This is a genomic window from Bacillus sp. 2205SS5-2 (assembly GCF_037024155.1).
Classification (GTDB): Bacteria; Bacillota; Bacilli; order Bacillales; family Bacillaceae_K; genus Bacillus_CI.
The window spans coordinates 224285-242448 of sequence record NZ_JAYKTS010000003.1; the positions used below are offsets into that span (position 1 = coordinate 224285).

Genomic DNA, 18164 nt, shown 5'->3' on the forward strand with positions numbered 1-18164 from the left:
CGATATGGCAACAGTAAAAGAATCAAGCTTCGTGAAACTAGAGATGAAAAGAAAGCACTATAGCATGATAATTAATGGGGAAAGGGTTGACTCATCAGAGACGGTGTCTACCTATAATCCTGCCACTGGGGAGGAAATCGCTACAGTAGCAAAGGCAACGATTGAGGATGCTGAAAAAGCTGTTATGGCTGCTCGTCAAGCGTTTGACTACGGGAAGTGGAAAAAAAGCCCTGTTAATAAGCGTTCTCGTGTATTAAATAAAATTGCTGGAATTATGAGAGCAAGATTCAATGAATTAGTTGAACTTGAAATCTTAGATAGTGGAAAGAGCTTATCAGCTGCTCAAGGACAAGTAATGCAAGCGATCGAAGATTTTGAATTTTATGCAGGGGCGATTGTTGGTCATCGAGGTACCGTGAATAATGTACCTGGTCAGTTTCAAAATATCACAGAAAAAGAACCAATAGGTGTTTGTGCACAAATTATTCCGTGGAATTATCCGTTAATGATGGCTGCTTGGAAAATTGCTCCGGCCATTGCAGTTGGTTGTTCAGTCGTCGTGAAACCGGCCTCTTTAACGCCGTTAACGGCCATAGTTCTTGGTGAAATTTGCATTGAGGCGGGAGTGCCCGAGGGTGTCGTCAATATTCTTCCAGGATCTGGTTCTACCATTGGAAACTATCTAGTGGAGCACGATAATGTGGATAAAGTAGCCTTTACTGGATCGACGCCAATCGGAAAAGACATTATGGGGAAAGCCTCCCAGACATTAAAGCGGGTCACTCTTGAGCTGGGTGGGAAATCCCCAAATATCGTGTTTGAGGATGCGGATTTAGATGCGGCTGTTGATGGTTCGTTATTCGGCATTTTCTATAATACAGGTCAATCATGTGAAGCCCGTTCAAGATTGTATGTTCATGAAAACATCTATGAGGCATTTATGGAAAAATTTGTTGAGAAAACGAAAAAACTTAAGTTAGGTAACCCTTTTGACAAAGACACACATATTGGTGCTGTGATAAGTGAGGAACAACTCGACGTGATTCAAGGATATATCACTTCAGCAGTAGACGAAGGTGCTACGATTGCTTCCGGAGGTAGAGTAGCCCAGCTTGCCGGTTATGAAAATGGTTATTGGTATGAACCAACCATTATTACTGACGTGAATCATGATATGACAGTGGTGAAAGAAGAAATTTTTGGACCAGTTGTTGTCGTGATGCCGTTTAAAGATGAAAAAGAAGCGATTAAGCTTGCGAATGATAGTGATTATGGTCTTGGGTCGGCTATTTGGACTACTAATTATGCGAAAGCAACCAGAGTGTCGAAAAGAATTGAAGCGGGAATCGTCATGGTTAACTGTCCATTCTCAGCATTTCCTGGAACACCATTTGGAGGCTATAAGCAGTCTGGTTTTGGCCGAGAACTTTGCATCGAAACCCTAGATTTGTATACGGAAACGAAAAGTATTGTTTCTTATTATGGAAATCGTCCTTTAAATCCATTTGGAATCTAATTTTTAACTACCTTCATCCCCACTTTGGCTTTAGTCAATAGTGGGGTTTTATTGCAAAACTAAGGCGATACCGATTTAAAGGAGTGAAAAAAATGATTAATAACATCGTTGTGATAGGATCAGGTGTGATGGGAAGAGGTATAGCTTATGTTGCAGCTCTAGGTGGGTTTCAAACGACCATTGTAGACGTAGAGGAGTCCATACTAACATCCGCACAAAACGAAATTGAGGCTATTTTTCAAAAAGGGTTGGAGAGAAAAAAGCTAACAATAGAAGAAAAAGAAGCCAGTTTGGAAAGATTGTTTTTTTCAGCGGATTTAGAAAAAGCATCCAAGAATGCTGACTTAATTATTGAAGCGGTTCCTGAAAAAGTGGCCATTAAAAAAGATATTTTTCAAAAGATAGACACATATGCGAAAGAAACCTGCTATTTTGCGACTAATACCTCTACGATGAGTCCAACTGAAATTGCCTCTTATACGAATCGTCCTAACAAACTTATTGCGATGCATTTCTTTAATCCTGTTCATAAAATGCCTCTTATTGAAGTGATTAAAGGGCTAGAAACTAGTGAGGAAACAGCTGAAATGGCGCGAGCAGTTGCGAAGCAAATGGGAAAAGAGACCGTGGTGGTGAACGAGTTTCCTGGATTCGTGACCAGTCGAATCAGTGCTCTAGTGGGCAATGAAGCCTTTTATATGTTACAAGAGGGACTAGGGACACCAGAAGAAATTGACAAAGCAATTAAACTTGGGTTGAATTATCCGATGGGACCATTCGAGCTTGGTGACCTTGTAGGGTTAGATACTCGCCTAAATAATTTACGCTATCTTCATGAGAAGTTAGGAGAAAAATATCGACCTTCTCCACTATTAGAAAAGTACGTCAAGGCTGGAAGGCTCGGCAGAAAATCTGGGAGGGGTGTATACGATTACAGAGGAGGAGAGAAGGTATGACAGATGTGGTTATTGTCGATGCGGTCCGAACTCCCATTGGACGATACAAAGGGGCACTAAAGTCGATTCGACCGGATGATTTAGGAGCGCTTGTTATTGAAGCACTGATCGAACGCAACCCTTCTGTTCCACTCAAGCAAATAGAAGAAGTCGTGTTTGGAAATGCCAATGGTGCTGGAGAAGACAATCGAAATGTAGCAAGAATGTCTGCACTACTAGCTGGGTTACCCGTGGAAGTAGCTGGTACAACGATTAACCGTTTGTGCGGTTCTGGGTTAGATGCCGTCAATTATGCGGCGAGGGCCATTCTTGCTGGCGAAGGAGATATCTTCATCGCGGGTGGGACCGAAAGTATGACACGAGCTCCTTTTGTGATGGGTAAGCCAGATGCAGCGTTCCCGCGGGGAAACCAGCAGCTGCTCGATACAACAATTGGTTGGCGTTTTGTCAATGATAAATTGAAAGAGATGTACGGGGCAGATAGTATGCCGGAAACTGCTGAAAATGTGGCTGTGAAATATAGTATATCAAGAGAAAAACAGGATCAATTTGCCTTTGAAAGTCAACAAAAAGCAGCAACAGCGATCAAGAATCAAGCCTTTAAAAATGAAATCATTCCAGTCCATTATTTTGATCAAAAAGGAAATGAAGTAATAGTTCAGCAGGATGAACACCCAAGGCCCTCTTCATCCCAACAAAAGCTGGCCAACCTGAAACCATTATTCAAAGGGGGAACTGTAACAGCTGGAAATGCTTCTGGAATCAATGACGGGGCCTCCGCACTTCTATTGATGAGTAAGAAAAAGGCTCAAGAACTAGGCATCAAACCGCTTGTTCAATACGTCACATCGGCTACGGCTGGATTAGAGCCGAGGGTCATGGGGTTGGGACCAGTGTTTGCGACGAAAAAAGCCATAGAACGTGCTTCTCTTTCGACGCAAGATTTAGATCTCATCGAATTGAATGAGGCTTTTGCCTCGCAGTCGCTAGCGTGTATTCAAGAGCTTGATTTACATGTAGAAAAAGTAAATGTGAATGGTGGAGCGATTGCTTTTGGGCATCCTCTGGGAGCAAGTGGAGCTAGGATTCTAACTTCGTTAATTCATGAAATGCAGAAGCGGGAATCGACTTACGGATTAGCAACAATGTGTGTAGGTGTAGGCCAAGGTATAGCGACAATAGTCAAGAAATTATAAAAGAATCATTATATCGACATAGATAGTGAATTCCATAGAATCTTCTATGGGATTTTTCTATATTGAGAAGTATTGAATGAATTGAAGGAAAATTCGTACATATAAATGTATTTTGTATGATAAAATAGATAGCAACCGTGAGGGTATCGTTATGTATTATTTTACTAGAAAAACATCAGTGTGGATTTTTTAGTGTGAGAATAAAATGCTCTTCAACAATTGCAAGCTTTTATAACTATTGAATGCTAAGGGAAATCGACAATTGCAACTTAATATAAGTGCCTAAGGAGAATGAAAATGAATACAAGATCAATGATTTTCACATTGTATGGTGATTACATTCGTCACTACGGAAATAAGATTTGGATTGGTAGCTTAATTCGTTTACTTAATGAGTTCGGTCATAATGATCAAGCGGTTCGAGCTGCTATTTCTCGGATGAACAAACAGGGTTGGGTTCAAGCCGAAAAACAAGGAAATAAGAGTTATTATTTCTTAACGGATCGAGGAGTCAATCGAATGGAGGAAGCAGCAAAGCGGATTTTTAAATTAAACCCTGAACAATGGGACGGAAAATGGAGAATACTGATGTATAGTATCCCTGAAGAAATAAGAAGTGTACGAGATGAATTACGGAAAGAACTAGTGTGGAGTGGGTTTGGAACGTTTTCCAATAGTTGCTGGGTCTCACCGAATAATCTTGAAAAACAAGTTCAAGACTTAATTGAAAAGTATGCTATTCAAGACTATGTTGACTTTTTTGTTGCTGATTATAAAGGTCCTCATGATAGTCAACGTTTAATTGAGAAAAGCTGGGACCTTGAAGATATAAATCGCCGCTATCAGGAGTTCATTGATTACTATGGTGAGAGATTTATCCAGGATCAGATAAAAATCCAAAAGGGGGAGATGACAGAGGCTTCCTGCTTTGTTGAGAGGACGAAGCTTATCCATGAATACAGGAAGTTCCTTTTCGTCGATCCAGGATTGCCGCAAGAGCTTCTTCCGGAAAAATGGCTTGGTGGTGAGGCTGCAACTTTATTTAGTGATTATTATAAAGAACTTGCACTTCCATCTTCGTGTTTTTTTGAGAGGGTTTTTCAAGAAGGAAATGAAATTAATTCGAAAGATCGTGGGTATAACGTTCTAGAGCATCCATTAATATCTGAATAGATTTATGTTGAAGAAAGCTAAACGTATTTGCGTGAAAAATAACAGCAGTGGTGCTTAATAGTCACTGCTGTTTTCTTCGTTCTTTTTTCTTACGAAGTCAACGCAAATTTGAACAATGTACATGAGAATAGCCTTCGCGAAGAATAAGCCGAACAATCCTATACGACTGAGCTTGACGAGGGAGAAGATGTGAAGCTTTTTAAACACTGAATAGAATGGGAAAACAAAGAGTAAATGGACAATACTGTTTAACAATAGAAAGGTTAGTGGTTTGCCGTATGTCCATTTTAAAATCCACATGCTTCCAACGATGAACGGACCCCAAATTAACGGAGTTTCGCCAATCGTTTTTGGATGTAGAAATTCATAAAACTTCCACCATCTTAGCTTTTTCGCTAGTACACTTTCCCCTCGTACAAATAAACTCATAAATAAAGCAGCTGGAAAGTATTTTTTGATTGATGACATTCCTATAAAAGGAACTGTTGACCAAGAAATAAGAAGTAATGATATCAACAACCATTTCTTTTTTATGATCATGCACTCCATTCAAGTTTTTCTTAGTTTGTTTAAATGAATGGAAAATATGTGCATTATTTAAGTAGTGTGAGTTGATCGCGATACTCTTTTCCCTTTTGGACATACGTATCAATTGATAACTGAATAAGCTCTAAATCTTTTTCACCTAAATTGCGAACAATTTTCCCGGGTTGGCCGACGACTAGTGAACGGGGAGGAATCTTCTTACCCGGTGGTATTAATGTGTTTGCCCCGATAATGCATTCTTCTCCAATTTCAGCCCCATCTAAAATGGTAGATCCCATACCGATGATACATCTCTTCCGAATGGTCGCCCCGTGCAGGATGGCGTTATGACCGACCGTTACTTCGTCCTCCACAATTAAGGGTGATCCCTCATATAAATGAGCGCTCACATTATCTTGTATACTGCATTTCTTCCCGATAGTAATTGGTCCTTCATCACCTCGAAGAACAGCGCCAAACCAAATGGTTGATTCTGTGCCGATTGTGACGTCCCCAATGACACTGGCTCCTGGAGCTACGTAGACGGAATCATCGACGTTTGGAATTCTTTCCCCTAAAGAATAAATCATAGAAATTCTCCTCTCTTATTTGTAGTGCGTTTGTGGATTTTTGATAATTATTCTAGTTCCAAGTTTGTTAGTAGCCTGAGGTCGAGCGAATCGATCAAGTTAAGGGACAAGTAACAGCCAGTTATGAAGTCAGGTCCTTCTCCATGGTCTTACATTTGCCTGCCGCCGCAGGGCAGCCACTTCCGCTTTTCTTTAGTTGTTTAAATTTTGTAAATAGTATAACATTATTTTAACGAAGGGGGAATTTTTGTGAATAGGGTTGTGGAGTTGTTGGGGATTTCCTATCCGATTATTCAAGGTGGAATGGGGAATATTAGCTCTAGTTTTTTAGCGGCTGCTATTTCAAATGCCGGTGGATTAGGAACGGTTGGAACGGGGACGATGAATCCAAGTGAAGTAGAAGAGTTACTTACTGATTTGCAGGATTTAACGAAAAGAAAATACGCTGTAAATATTGCGATTAATGTTACACCACATCTTAAAGAGTTAGTTGCTCTAGTTTTAAAGTATAATGTACCGATTGTGTCTTTGTCGGCAGGAAACCCTGCACCGTTGATTCCAGTTTTAAAACAATCTGGTGTAACAGTTATTTGTGTAGTTGCCTCGACCAGACAAGCATTAAAGGCAGAGAAGGCGGGTGCGGATCTTTTGGTAGCAGAAGGCTATGAAGCGGCAGGGATTAATTCGAATCTTGAAACGACTACGCTTACTTTGATTCCGCAAATAGCAGATGCCGTTTCTATCCCAGTGATTGCGGCTGGAGGCATTGGAGATGGAAGGGGCTTAGCAGCTGCATTCTCCTTAGGAGCCAGCGGTATTCAAATGGGTACGAGATTTATTGCCACGAAGGAAGCACCATATCACGAAAATTATAAAAATAAGATTTTAGTAGCCCAGGACGATGAGACGATGATTGTTGGAAGAAGTATTGGGCGAGTAAGAAGAATTATAAAGACAAATTATGGAGAAAAACTTCTTCAAGCAGAAGCGACTGGAGTTACCCTGGAAAAATTTAATGAAAAGACATCAGAAGAGTACCATAAAATCGGTGCAATTGAAGGGAAATTAGATGAAGGGTTCATTAATGGCGGACAGGTTTCAGGGTTGATTAAAGACGTTCAATCTGTAAGTGATTTACTAGAAGAAATGGTAGAAACGGCAAAAATTGAATTGAAAAAAGCGTATGATATTCTTTGAAAAGTGCGAAAGGATATAATTTAGGTAAACCACAGCTTTTTGTTGTGGTTTTTTCTATTTTGGAGATAAATAAGTTGAAACGAATCTCCTTTGAACACCATGGTCACTTCGAGACATTCAAATAGAGGCGTGGGGAAATATCCTTCCCGTTATTATGTTCGTGATGAAAAATTTATGATTATTATTGTATAAGCCAACAGTATTGGAGTACAAGGTAATGACCGTTACCTCTTTATTGAATTTCATGAAAATTCCATTAATTCCTTTGGAAATAGCCGAAAAACCGCTCCTATCCATAGAGGGAGTGGTTTTAATAAGTCTACTATTAGGGTTCATGGGCTGGAGTACAAACTAGTGGGTTTAGACAAAAAGATCTGTCATGGTTTTCGCTAGATTTTTCTTATGGTAATTTATCTAATCACTATTTTTATTTGCACTTTCTATAGGCTCTAGTGTAGTGAGTTCTCCTTTGGTTGCACAGGTATTCAAATGAGAACGGTGTATTTTGCCGTAGCATAGTTTTTTTTTATTTTCTTGTACTTTATTACTTAAAAGTCTAGCAGAATTGATGATATCCATATACAATAGAGTTATTATTTATAATTATCTGAATATTGGTGTTGGTATAAATAAGAGAATAATAGAATCACTTATGATCACGCAAATAAAAAGTAGAGTCGGTAGCGTTTAGTCATTTGACTAATTAGCCATAAAAAGAGATGGATAAGGGGGATTTATATGAAGAAGATTACAGCGTTAAGTACTGCATGGCTTGTTGTGTTAATGCTCTTTCTGTCAGGTTGCGGAAGTTCAGAGACCAAGGGTGATGGGGAGAAGAAGGTAATAGTAGGGGTTACGCAAATTGTAGAACATCCATCGCTAGATGCTGCTTTTGAAGGATTCAAATTAGCTCTAGAAGAAAATGGATATGTTGAAGGTGAGAATGTTGAATATGATGTTCAAATTGCTCAAGGAGACCCGAATAATAATGCCACCATTGCCAATAATTTTGTTGGTGATCAAGTGGATTTGATTTTTGCTAATTCTACACCTAGTGCGCAGAGTGCTTTAAATGCGACGGAAGATATTCCGATTATCTTTACGTCTGTAACGGATCCAGTTGGCGCAGAACTTGTGCCTGCATTTGATCAACCTGGTGAGAATATTACTGGAACATCAGATACTCATCCAGAAGCCATCTCAAAAACTGTTGAGTTCATGATGAATGAAATTGGCGCCAAAAAAATAGGTGTAATTTATAATGCTGGTGAACAAAACTCAGCAGTTCAAGTAGAAGAAGTGAAAAAGCTAGTGGAAGCAAATGGTGGGGAAATTGTGGAAGTTTCGGTAGCTACTTCAGCTGAGGTGAAGCAAGCAGCAGATTCTCTAGTAGGACGAGTGGATGCCATGTATATGCCGACTGATAATACCGTTGTTTCAGCTTTAGAGTCGATTGTTGCAGTGGCAAACGATAAAGATATTCCATTGTTTGCGGGCGACCTTGATTCTATGAAGCGTGGTGCACTAGCAGCAAGTGGTTTTAATTACAAAGACCTTGGCTATGAAACAGGATTAATGGCGGTAAAAGTATTAAAAGGGGAGAAAAAACCTTCTGAACTAGATGTCGGTTACCCACAAAGCTTTAATTTAGTCGTGAATAAAGAAGCGGCACAAGAACAAGGTGTAGATCTTAAAGATTCTTGGGATGCAGAACTGTACGAAGGCGAATAAGAAAGGATGATTCTAAGTGTTTACAGCGATTTTTAGTTCCTTCGAAGCAGGGATCATATATGCCATAATGGCATTAGGGGTATATCTCACATTTAGAATTCTAGACTTTCCAGATTTAACAGTAGACGGAAGTTTTGTGACGGGGGCAGCGGTTGCTGCCACCCTCATTGTAAATGGTGTGAATCCATTTTTGGCAACCACAGTTGCGATTTTAGCAGGATTTATTGCAGGGTGTATAACAGGTATTCTACATACGTACGGGAAAATTAATGCATTACTTTCAGGAATATTAATGATGATTGCCCTCTATTCTATTAATTTAAGAATTATGGGCAGACCAAATATTCCTTTACTAAGTCAAGAAACAGCATTTTCGAGTATGAGTGGGATTTGGGAGAAATTTGGAATCGATGCTTTGCTCAATAAGATGTTGGCTTTCTTTGGACTAGGTGAAGTGTTGCCGAAGACGTGGGCAGTATTAATCTTAATGATTCTAGTCACCTTTTTTATTAAGTTTATCACCGATCGCTTTTTACAAACAGAAATTGGATTAGCTTTAAGAGCAACAGGTGATAATCAACGGATGATTCGGAGCCTCTCCGCTAATACGAATTTGCTCATCATATTAGGACTAGGAATTTCAAATGGTATGGTAGCTCTATCTGGAGCCCTCATAGCCCAATATGGTGGATATGCGGATGTTGGTATGGGGATCGGGATGATTATTATTGGGCTTGCATCAGTAATTATTGGAGAAGCCTTATTTGGCACCAAAACGATTGTACGGACGACCTTAGCGGTAGTACTAGGCTCCATCATCTATCGGCTTGTGGTGAGCTTAGCTCTTCGAATCGACTTCTTGGAAACAGGAGATATGAAAGTGATTACAGCTACAATCGTCATCATAGCGCTGATTATGCCAAAAACAATCGATGCGTATCGTGAAAAAAAGCGAAAAACAGAAAGACAACAGCAGCATGTAGACAACCGGGTATTAGCAGCAAATCGAAAGGGTGATGATGGTGTTACACTTAAATAATATATATAAAGTTTTTAATGAAAGTACACCTGATGAGAAAATCGCTCTCGATAATATTGACTTAAAGCTTGCACCGGGTGATTTTGTGACGGTGATTGGAAGTAATGGTGCAGGGAAATCTACTCTAATGAATATGATATCAGGGGTGCTGACTCCTGATACAGGATCAGTATTTATTGATAACAAGGAAGTAACAAAGCTAACAGAATATAAAAGATCAAAGTTAATTGGACGTGTGTTCCAAGACCCAATGGCTGGGACAGCACCTACCATGACAATTGAAGAGAATCTGGCAATGGCATTCTCTCGAAATAAAACCCGGACCCTTCGGAAAGGGGTGACGAGAAAACGGAAAGATTTTTTTATGGAAATATTAGAAAGCCTACATTTAGGCTTAGAAAATCGATTGAATGCGAAAGTAGGAATGCTTTCAGGTGGAGAGCGCCAAGCTTTATCACTGCTTATGGCGACATTTACGGAACCAGCCATTTTATTGCTTGATGAGCATACAGCAGCTCTCGATCCATCTCGAGCAAAGTTAATTACTGATTTAACGAAGGAAATTGTGGGAAAATACCATTTAACAACGCTAATGGTTACGCATAATATGCAGCAGGCAATTGATCTCGGAAATCGATTAATTATGATGGATAAAGGACAAATCATCTTGCAGGTTGACTCAAAACAAAAGCAACATTTGACAGTAGAAGGTTTGCTTCATGAATTCCAACGTATTCGTGGAAGTAAATTAGACAGTGATCGTGCTATTTTATCATAATGAGGGCGTGCTTTTTGTTTTGATATAATTCATGTTCTAAAGATTAACCGCTAGTCCTAAATTTGCAAGGGGATTTCATAATGACACTACTGATTAATGTTTTGGCGATATTATTTGATGTTTTTTAGTGATTTTATTCCTGTCCGCTGTTATTAACCTGTTTAAACAACAGAAAAAGATGAATCATGTACTTTTACACAATGATTTCATAACTACTGGAAGTTTTATCATTAGTATTTTCCTTTCTTTATTAGTCATCTTCATGAGTAGAAAGAGGTTAACGTATAAAGCTAATCGTATCTAAGTTAATTGGATACGACCTTTTTTTTGGGTATTTTTAGTAAGGCTGTTTTTGCAAAGTTTGTTGCTTTTCGCACTAGCCTATAAATGATGATATAGCTTTGTTTCGGGCATCATTTCGTCTATTTTTAATGGAAATCAACAGTGAAATGGGCGATTTAATCAAAAATCAGATGAAATAGCCACAATGTATACGAAAAGAGCCTTTAGTAATGTTCTACTCTCTCAAGATTTTTCAACAAAATATGTTATTTTTCAAAATGGTGATTAAGTATTCTAAACGTATATTTTGAATCATCTTTAGAGATTTATTGGCACTAAACGAATGCTTGTAGAAAGGAATACGAAAAGAACGATTAGAGAGGAAATATGGTTAAAAATACCTCGCTAAATAATAGTGATAATATTTTTAATTTTTATAATATATTGACTATTAATTTAACATAATGGTATTATATCGTTGAATATACGTTATATAAGGAAAGCATAGTTCGCTGGACTAAAGGGGGAAAGCAATGAAGGCTGGAATGAAAATTGGAGACAAGGCATTCCTTGAAATCACTGTTACGCCTGAAATGTTTGCACAATTTGAGGGAACAGTTGTACACCCTGTCTATTCTACGGTTTCAATGGTGTATCACATGGAATGGGTTTCGCGAAAAATCATTCTCCCATTTTTAGAAGAAGATGAGGAAGGAATGGGAAGCGCGGTTTCCGTTAAACATATCGCTCCTAGTGGTGAGGGAATATTGCTCAAGTTAGAAGCAACCGTGGTAGAGGTTAAGAATCATATCGTGTACACAAAGGTAGAAGTGAAAAATACTGATGGCCTAATTGGTGTAGGGGAAGTGAAACAAGTCATTTTACCTAAAAATAAAATAAGTGAATTGATTAGCTCTACCACAGCGTAAAGGCTAATTTTTTTTAGAAAGCTGTTTTCACAGCAGTATATTATCCGTAGAAGGATTAGTTTAGAGCCATTATCTCGGCTATTTTTGGATGAAAATGGAGAATTTCAGAGGTTATTAAAGTTAACAGCAACTATGTAAACGAATAGAGCCTTTCACAATGAATGTTTCGATACGTACCAGTGGATATATTTCGTTAAAAGATAGGTTTTTGGAAATCTTTTTGTACCTCTTTTGGAGAGAGTCATTGAAAGAATAGAGGATTCTCTAGACCATTAAATGATATAACCATGTAAACGAAAAGAGTCTTAGAGATTTATGAAAGCGTTATCATTTTATCATTTTGGGGGGAAGGGAAATGGATATGTTTGAAAGAATTTCTGAACATGAGCAAGTGGTCTTTTGTAATGATGAAGAAACGGGGTTGAAGGCCATAATTGCTATACATAATACCACACTCGGTCCTGCTTTAGGAGGTTGCCGAATGAGGCCATATCAATCAGTCGATGAGGCATTGGAGGATGTACTTCGCCTTTCAAAAGGAATGACCTACAAATGTGCTGCGGCTGATGTAGACTTTGGCGGTGGCAAAGCAGTTATCATTGGTGATCCTCAAAAAGATAAAAATCCTGAGCTTTTTCGGGCGTTTGGTCAATTTGTGGAATCATTAAATGGACGGTTTTATACAGGGACCGATATGGGGACGACCCCAGAAGATTTTATTTACGCATTGAAAGAAACTAATTGTATCGTAGGTGTGGATGAAGTATATGGTGGAAGCGGCGATTCATCTGTTCCAACAGCAATGGGAGTGGTATATGGTCTTAGAGCAACCAATCAAGTGATTTGGGGGTCCGAGGATTTACAAGGTAAGAAGTATGCAATTCAAGGGTTAGGCAAGGTTGGTCTAAAGGTTGCGTTAAGTTTAATTGAAGAGGGAGCAGAGCTGTTTGTAACGGATATTAACCAAGATGCCATCGACGAACTATTATCCAAAGCGAAAGAAGTAGGGGTAATGGTGAAAGTTGTCGAGGGTGAGGAAATTTATGGGGTAGATGCAGACGTGTTTGTTCCTTGTGCCATTGGCGGAGTAATCAATGATGAGACCCTATCCCAATTGAAGGTGAAGGCTGTTGTCGGGTCAGCAAATAATCAATTGCTTACAACAGAGCACGGAAATAAACTTCATGAACTAGGCATTTTATATGCACCCGATTATATTGTCAATTCTGGAGGGCTTATACAAGTAGCCGATGAGTTGTATGAGCCAAATAAAGAGCGAGTGATGCAAAAAACGAAAACCATCTACCATTCATTGATGAAGATTTACAACCAAGCAGAAAGTAGAGGGATGACGACCATTGAAGCAGCTAATGCTTTTTGTGAAGAACGCATTCAATCTCGAGTCCGTCGTAATAGTTTCTTTTCACATATGAAACGTCCGAAATGGGCAGTCAGAATCTAAAAGAGAGGTGAGAAAATGGAGAATCAATTTCCACTTAAAAACATCCTTGATGAAAATGGGAAAATCATCGATCAGAGCTTTGAAGGTAAAATTTCGAAAGATTTAACGTACTCTTTTTATGAACATTGTCTGCGAATCAGATTGTTTGATAAAAAAGCCGTTAGCCTGCAAAGACAAGGGAGAATTGGGACTTATGCACCTTTCGAGGGTCAAGAAGCCTCTCAGGTTGGGAGTGCACTTGCTTTACATGAAGGAGATTGGCTGTTTCCTTCCTACCGCGATCATGGTGCAGCGATGACATTCGGACATTCTCTTCGGAATATTCTCTTGTTTTGGAATGGACGTAATGAGGGGTGTGTACCACCGGAAGGAAAGAAAATATTTCCACCAGGTATTCCAATTGCCACGCAGCTACCGCATGCAGTTGGAGCTGCATATGCTGAGAAACTTAAGGGCACTTCACATGCAGCAATTGCGTATTTTGGGGACGGGGCCACCTCGGAAGGTGATTTTCATGAAGGCTTAAATGTCGCAAGCGTTTTGCATGCGCCGGTGGTTTTCTTTAACCAGAACAATCAATATGCCATTTCGGTTCCAATTGAGAAACAAATGAAAACAAAGACAATCGCTCAAAAAGCACTTGCTTATGATATTCAAGGCGTACGTGTGGATGGAAACGATGTTTTCGCTGTTTATTTTGAAACATTGAGAGCACTAGATCGAGCTAGAAACGGAGAAGGACCTAGCCTAATTGAAGCAGTAACTTGGAGGTACGGGGCTCATACAACAGCTGATGATCCAACGAAGTATAGGAATCAAGATGAGAGTATGGACCGTCGTAAGAAGAAAGATCCTATTTTGCGGCTAGAAAAGTTCATGAAGGTTCAAGGTTGGTTTGATGAACTCTGGGTAGATAGCGTAAAAGAAAGGGCAACATCAGAAATAGAGCAAGCGGTGAAAGAGATGGAAGAATATCCGAGCGCAGATCCAAGTTTGATTTTTGATTATGTGTTTTCTGAACCAACCTGGACGATCACCGAGCAAAAAGATAAGCTTCTAAAACATCTTGAAGGGAGATCTTCATGAAAACAGTTGAACAAACTAGAACGTTAACGTTGGTCAGCGCAGTAACAGATGCTTTACAAGTAATGCTGAATGAACGAGAGGATGTTCTGCTCTTAGGCGAGGATATTGGCAGGAATGGAGGAGTATTTCGCGCAACCGAAGGACTGCAAACAGAGTTTGGCGAGAATAGAGTAATGGATACCCCATTGAGTGAGGCAGGCTTTGTTGGAGCGGCTATTGGCATGGCAAGTTGTGGATTTCGACCTGTTGTAGAAATTCAATTTTTAGGCTTTATTTATCCTGCCTATGAGCAAATTATGACTCATGCTTCTCGACTCCGTTCTAGAACACTTGGCCATTTTACGGTTCCGATGGTCATTCGTGCCCCGTATGGAGCAGGAGTAAGAGCACCTGAGATCCATTCAGATAGTACTGAAGCCTTATTTACCCATATGCCGGGCCTGAAGGTGGTTTGTCCTTCCAATCCTTATGACGCAAAGGGTCTGTTAATTGCGGCCATTGAAGATCCGGATCCGGTTCTATTTCTAGAACCGATGCAACTATACCGATCTTCGCGTGGAGAAGTACCTAGTGGAAAATACTCTGTTGACATTGGAAAGGGGTCACGTGTAGTCGAAGGAGAAGAGGTTACATTGATTGCTTGGGGGGCAATGGTGAAAATAGCGAAAGAAGCAGCAATGAAATGCGAACACATCTCGTGTGAGGTCATTGATTTACGTACACTTTATCCTCTCGACAAGGACCTAATTATGGAATCTGTCCAAAAAACAGGGAGAATAGTGATTGTTCAAGAAGCACATGCAACTGGTGGGCTTGCAAATGATGTGTTGTCTATTATTAATGATAAATGCTTTCTATATCAAAAAGCACCGACTAATATCGTAGCGGGTTTTGATACGCCAGTCCCTTATTTTAGTTTTGAAGATTTTTATTTACCAACTGTAGATCGGGTCATCGAGGCAATCGAACAAGTGAAATCATTTTAGGGGGTGATGCAAAGTGGAAGTGAAACTGACTGATATTGGAGAAGGTATGACAGAAGCAAATATTTCTCATTATTTTGTTAAGCTTGGTGATGTGGTTGTGGCAGACCAGCCTTTAGTGGAGGTCCAAACAGATAAAATGACAGCTGAAATACCATCCCCAGCAAATGGGGTAATAGGGGAATTGCTAGTCGAAACGGGGACCACTGTTTCTGTGGGTGAAGTTATCTTAAAGCTGATAGACGAAAACAAGTCCTCAACATTAACGAATTCAAAAAGAATACTAGCTTCTCCATATACACGAAAAATAGCACGAGAGCAAGAGGTCCCAATAGAAAAAGTTCAAGGGTCTGGACCGAGCGGGAGAATCACGGATGAAGACGTATTGAATTTTGTTGTGAGTCAAAAAAATATAGAACCACTGCCAAAAGAAACGGCTAAAACCACACATAAAACTTCCCAACAAACCATTCCGTTTCGTGGGAGAAGAAAGCAAATTGCTGTTAAGATGAAATCTTCCTTGCAAACCATTCCTCATTGCACGCATTTTGAAGAAATTGATGTTACAGAGCTAATGCTGCTAAGGAATCAAATGAAAGCAACAGGGGTAAACGTGTCGGCATCCGTATTTTTCCTAAAAGTGCTCTCGTTAGCTTTGAAGAAATTCCCAATCTTTAATAGCACATTAGACGAAGAAAACGAAATCATTCACTTACACCAGGATCATCATTTTGGAGTGGCGATCGACACAGAGGAGGGATTAATTGCACCGGTCATCCCTTCGATACATCAAAAATCAATAAAACAACTACAAGAAGAGTTTAGAAAATTAACAGAAAGAGCACTACATAATAAACTCACATCGGCTGATCTACAAGATGGCACTTTTACAGTAAGTAATGTCGGACCACTTCATGGCTCAATCGGTGCCACACCGATCATTAATCCACCAGAAGCAGCCTTAATTTCATTTCATAAAACGAAAAAACGCCCGATGGTGAATGAGCGGGATGAAATTGTTATTCGACAAATGATGAATATTTCATTCTCCTTTGATCATCGTGTGGCGGACGGAGGAACCGCCGTTAAATTTACCAATCAAGTAGCACACTATATCGAAAATCCTAGCACTATGCTACTGGAGTTGATGTAATGGTTGTGGGTGAATTAGCAGAAGAGAAAGAATTGGTGATTATTGGTGGTGGCCCAGGAGGGTACCATGCTGCAATCCGTGCCGCACAACTAGGAATGGAAGTAACGTTGATCGAAAAAGGGGAGTTAGGTGGAACTTGTCTTCATTTAGGCTGTATTCCTTCTAAAGTGTTCACTACACTAGCCAAACGAAAAGAAGAAATGAGTCATTCTCAAAATCTAGGTTTAGCTTTCAATGAACCGACAATCAATCTAGCGGTTTTTCAAGAATATAAAACGAAACTTACAACTCAACTTGGTAAGGGAGTGGATGCACTCTGTAAAGTAAATAAGGTGGAAGTGCTGAAAGGGAAAGCTTCTTTTTTATCTGAAGATCGAATTGGAATTGAGAACAATCATGATTTTCAGGTACTTAAGTTTCAAAATTGTATTATCGCTACAGGTGGGAGTTTAGAGCAGGAGAACTGGGTACCCAAAGGAAGTAACCGCATGCTAAATCCTTTTACTGTTTTTCAAATAGAGGACATTCCTGAACATATCATTTTATATGGACAGGATTATATTACGCTTGAGCTAGCTTTCTCATTTCAGGCAATAGGAAGCAAAGTAACTCTCATTGCTGCAGAGGAAATGGACTTGGACGAAACCATCTCCAGAGAAGTAAAGAGATTACTAAAGAAAAAGAAAATTCATTATCTGGAAAACTACCAAGTTCAAAACGTCCACGAAGGTGAAGATCATTTTGAGGTAATTCTTCAGAATGGGACAGGGGATATAGTTACGGTTGAGGGAAGTGACCTATATGTTACAGGTGAATTCAAACCTAAATTACAAAATTTGGGATTGGAGAGGCTACCGATAAAAACAAATGAAGGATATATCACGGTGGATAATCAATGCAGAACGTCGATCGCAACGATCTATGCCATTGGCGATGTAACAGAAGGACCTTCCCTTGCTGTTAAAGCGATTAAACAAGGGAAGACAGCAGTCGAATCAATTAAGGGACTTGTTCCCGAATATGATGGTCGCTATTTGCCCAAGGTTATGCATACCCTCCCACCAATCGCAACTGTGGGGTTAACAGAGGCTGAAGCAAAAATAGATTATGAGATTGTGTGTAGCGTCTTTCCGTTAGCAGGGAATGGATATGCTACTGTGACTGGTGCGAATCAAGGATTAGTAAAGGTCATTAAGGAAAAAGGAACGGACCTGCTCCTTGGTGTTCATATGATGGGAATGGGAGCTATAGAGTTAATTTCAAGTGCTACGATTGGCTTAGAAACGGTAGCAAGAGAAGAAGATTTGCTCTATCCAATGTACCCCCATCCTAGTGTGAATGAAGGATTATTAGAAGCGATAGAAGCACTTGAGGGCAAAGCGATTCATCTCGTTCCACAAAAACAAACAATTCTAGTAAATAACTAACTCAACTTTCGCACATAAAAAATAATGCATAACATAACTAGCTGTAAGGTTAGTTATAGTTCATAAATGTTCATTGACAATGAAAAATAGACATAAAAAAGCACCTCAACATTTGGTATAGTGTAATTGTCTAGAAAACAC

At 39.6% G+C, this 18164-nt stretch carries 16 protein-coding genes; 14 read left to right on the forward strand and 2 right to left on the reverse strand.

The window, feature by feature from the left end:
* The first annotated feature begins 4 nt into the window (after nucleotides 1-4).
* The 4 genes from U8D43_RS03540 to paaX all read left to right on the forward strand — a co-directional run bounded on the left by U8D43_RS03540 (nucleotide 5) and on the right by paaX (nucleotide 4841).
* Nucleotides 5-1516 (forward strand): aldehyde dehydrogenase family protein, encoded by a 1512-nt coding sequence (locus tag U8D43_RS03540; protein WP_335869596.1) that lies wholly within the window; start codon nucleotides 5-7, stop codon nucleotides 1514-1516.
* 92 nt (nucleotides 1517-1608) lie between these two features.
* Nucleotides 1609-2472 carry a 3-hydroxyacyl-CoA dehydrogenase gene (locus tag U8D43_RS03545; RefSeq protein ID WP_335869597.1) on the forward strand — a complete coding sequence of 288 codons (864 nt, stop codon included), beginning with the start codon at nucleotides 1609-1611 and terminating at the stop codon, nucleotides 2470-2472.
* Complete coding sequence (locus U8D43_RS03550; RefSeq protein ID WP_335869598.1) at nucleotides 2469-3668, forward strand: acetyl-CoA C-acyltransferase; 1200 nt, start codon at nucleotides 2469-2471, stop codon at nucleotides 3666-3668. The genes U8D43_RS03545 and U8D43_RS03550 overlap by 4 nt, the downstream gene beginning before the upstream one ends.
* Before the next feature lie 297 nt (nucleotides 3669-3965).
* Complete coding sequence (paaX, locus tag U8D43_RS03555; protein ID WP_335869599.1) at nucleotides 3966-4841, forward strand: phenylacetic acid degradation operon negative regulatory protein PaaX; 876 nt, start codon at nucleotides 3966-3968, stop codon at nucleotides 4839-4841.
* Between the two features lie 54 nt (nucleotides 4842-4895).
* Here paaX and U8D43_RS03560 read toward each other — a convergent pair whose 3' ends face one another.
* Nucleotides 4896-5390 (reverse strand): hypothetical protein, encoded by a 495-nt coding sequence (locus U8D43_RS03560; RefSeq protein ID WP_335869600.1) that lies wholly within the window; start codon nucleotides 5388-5390, stop codon nucleotides 4896-4898.
* A 44-nt stretch (nucleotides 5391-5434) separates the two neighbouring features.
* Nucleotides 5435-5956 (reverse strand): gamma carbonic anhydrase family protein, encoded by a 522-nt coding sequence (locus U8D43_RS03565; RefSeq protein WP_335869601.1) that lies wholly within the window; start codon nucleotides 5954-5956, stop codon nucleotides 5435-5437.
* Nucleotides 5957-6205: 249 nt separating this feature from the next.
* Between U8D43_RS03565 and U8D43_RS03570 the strand changes: the two genes are divergently transcribed.
* From U8D43_RS03570 to U8D43_RS03615, 10 genes are all read left to right on the forward strand, one after another.
* Nucleotides 6206-7153 (forward strand): NAD(P)H-dependent flavin oxidoreductase, encoded by a 948-nt coding sequence (locus tag U8D43_RS03570; RefSeq protein WP_335869602.1) that lies wholly within the window; start codon nucleotides 6206-6208, stop codon nucleotides 7151-7153.
* Between the two features lie 738 nt (nucleotides 7154-7891).
* Complete coding sequence (locus U8D43_RS03575; protein ID WP_442893545.1) at nucleotides 7892-8884, forward strand: ABC transporter substrate-binding protein; 993 nt, start codon at nucleotides 7892-7894, stop codon at nucleotides 8882-8884.
* A 16-nt stretch (nucleotides 8885-8900) separates the two neighbouring features.
* Nucleotides 8901-9923 carry an ABC transporter permease gene (locus U8D43_RS03580; RefSeq protein WP_335869603.1) on the forward strand — a complete coding sequence of 341 codons (1023 nt, stop codon included), beginning with the start codon at nucleotides 8901-8903 and terminating at the stop codon, nucleotides 9921-9923.
* Nucleotides 9907-10701, forward strand: a complete 795-nt coding sequence (locus U8D43_RS03585) for an ABC transporter ATP-binding protein (protein WP_335869604.1) — start codon at nucleotides 9907-9909, stop codon at nucleotides 10699-10701. Before U8D43_RS03580 ends, U8D43_RS03585 begins: the two co-directional genes overlap by 17 nt.
* Before the next feature lie 815 nt (nucleotides 10702-11516).
* The gene (locus U8D43_RS03590) at nucleotides 11517-11912 is read left to right on the forward strand and encodes a thioesterase family protein (protein ID WP_335869605.1); all 396 of its coding nucleotides are present in this window, start codon (nucleotides 11517-11519) and stop codon (nucleotides 11910-11912) included.
* Between the two features lie 355 nt (nucleotides 11913-12267).
* Nucleotides 12268-13374, forward strand: coding sequence for a Leu/Phe/Val dehydrogenase (locus tag U8D43_RS03595; RefSeq protein WP_335869606.1), 1107 nt, complete (start codon nucleotides 12268-12270; stop codon nucleotides 13372-13374).
* A gap of 15 nt (nucleotides 13375-13389) precedes the next feature.
* Entirely contained in the window at nucleotides 13390-14460 is a 1071-nt protein-coding gene (gene pdhA, locus U8D43_RS03600; protein WP_335869607.1) for a pyruvate dehydrogenase (acetyl-transferring) E1 component subunit alpha, read from the forward strand.
* Entirely contained in the window at nucleotides 14457-15446 is a 990-nt protein-coding gene (locus U8D43_RS03605; protein WP_335869608.1) for an alpha-ketoacid dehydrogenase subunit beta, read from the forward strand. The genes pdhA and U8D43_RS03605 overlap by 4 nt, the downstream gene beginning before the upstream one ends.
* 13 nt (nucleotides 15447-15459) lie before the next feature.
* On the forward strand, nucleotides 15460-16596 hold the full coding sequence (locus tag U8D43_RS03610; protein WP_335869609.1) for a dihydrolipoamide acetyltransferase family protein: 1137 nt from the start codon (nucleotides 15460-15462) through the stop codon (nucleotides 16594-16596).
* Complete coding sequence (locus tag U8D43_RS03615; protein WP_335869610.1) at nucleotides 16596-18023, forward strand: dihydrolipoyl dehydrogenase family protein; 1428 nt, start codon at nucleotides 16596-16598, stop codon at nucleotides 18021-18023. Before U8D43_RS03610 ends, U8D43_RS03615 begins: the two co-directional genes overlap by 1 nt.
* The last annotated feature ends 141 nt before the right edge of the window (nucleotides 18024-18164 follow it).

What these genes read in the sequence shown, in the direction of transcription:
- U8D43_RS03560 (WP_335869600.1), bottom strand. Translation starts at nt 5,390, where the DNA reads ATGGAGTGCATGATCATAAAAAAGAAATGGTTGTTGATATCATTACTT.
- paaX (WP_335869599.1), top strand. Translation starts at nt 3,966, where the DNA reads ATGAATACAAGATCAATGATTTTCACATTGTATGGTGATTACATTCGT.
- U8D43_RS03595 (WP_335869606.1), top strand. Translation starts at nt 12,268, where the DNA reads ATGGATATGTTTGAAAGAATTTCTGAACATGAGCAAGTGGTCTTTTGT.
- U8D43_RS03540 (WP_335869596.1), top strand. Translation starts at nt 5, where the DNA reads ATGGCAACAGTAAAAGAATCAAGCTTCGTGAAACTAGAGATGAAAAGA.
- U8D43_RS03545 (WP_335869597.1), top strand. Translation starts at nt 1,609, where the DNA reads ATGATTAATAACATCGTTGTGATAGGATCAGGTGTGATGGGAAGAGGT.
- pdhA (WP_335869607.1), top strand. Translation starts at nt 13,390, where the DNA reads ATGGAGAATCAATTTCCACTTAAAAACATCCTTGATGAAAATGGGAAA.
- U8D43_RS03550 (WP_335869598.1), top strand. Translation starts at nt 2,469, where the DNA reads ATGACAGATGTGGTTATTGTCGATGCGGTCCGAACTCCCATTGGACGA.
- U8D43_RS03615 (WP_335869610.1), top strand. Translation starts at nt 16,596, where the DNA reads ATGGTTGTGGGTGAATTAGCAGAAGAGAAAGAATTGGTGATTATTGGT.
- U8D43_RS03575 (WP_442893545.1), top strand. Translation starts at nt 7,892, where the DNA reads ATGAAGAAGATTACAGCGTTAAGTACTGCATGGCTTGTTGTGTTAATG.
- U8D43_RS03605 (WP_335869608.1), top strand. Translation starts at nt 14,457, where the DNA reads ATGAAAACAGTTGAACAAACTAGAACGTTAACGTTGGTCAGCGCAGTA.
- U8D43_RS03565 (WP_335869601.1), bottom strand. Translation starts at nt 5,956, where the DNA reads ATGATTTATTCTTTAGGGGAAAGAATTCCAAACGTCGATGATTCCGTC.
- U8D43_RS03590 (WP_335869605.1), top strand. Translation starts at nt 11,517, where the DNA reads ATGAAGGCTGGAATGAAAATTGGAGACAAGGCATTCCTTGAAATCACT.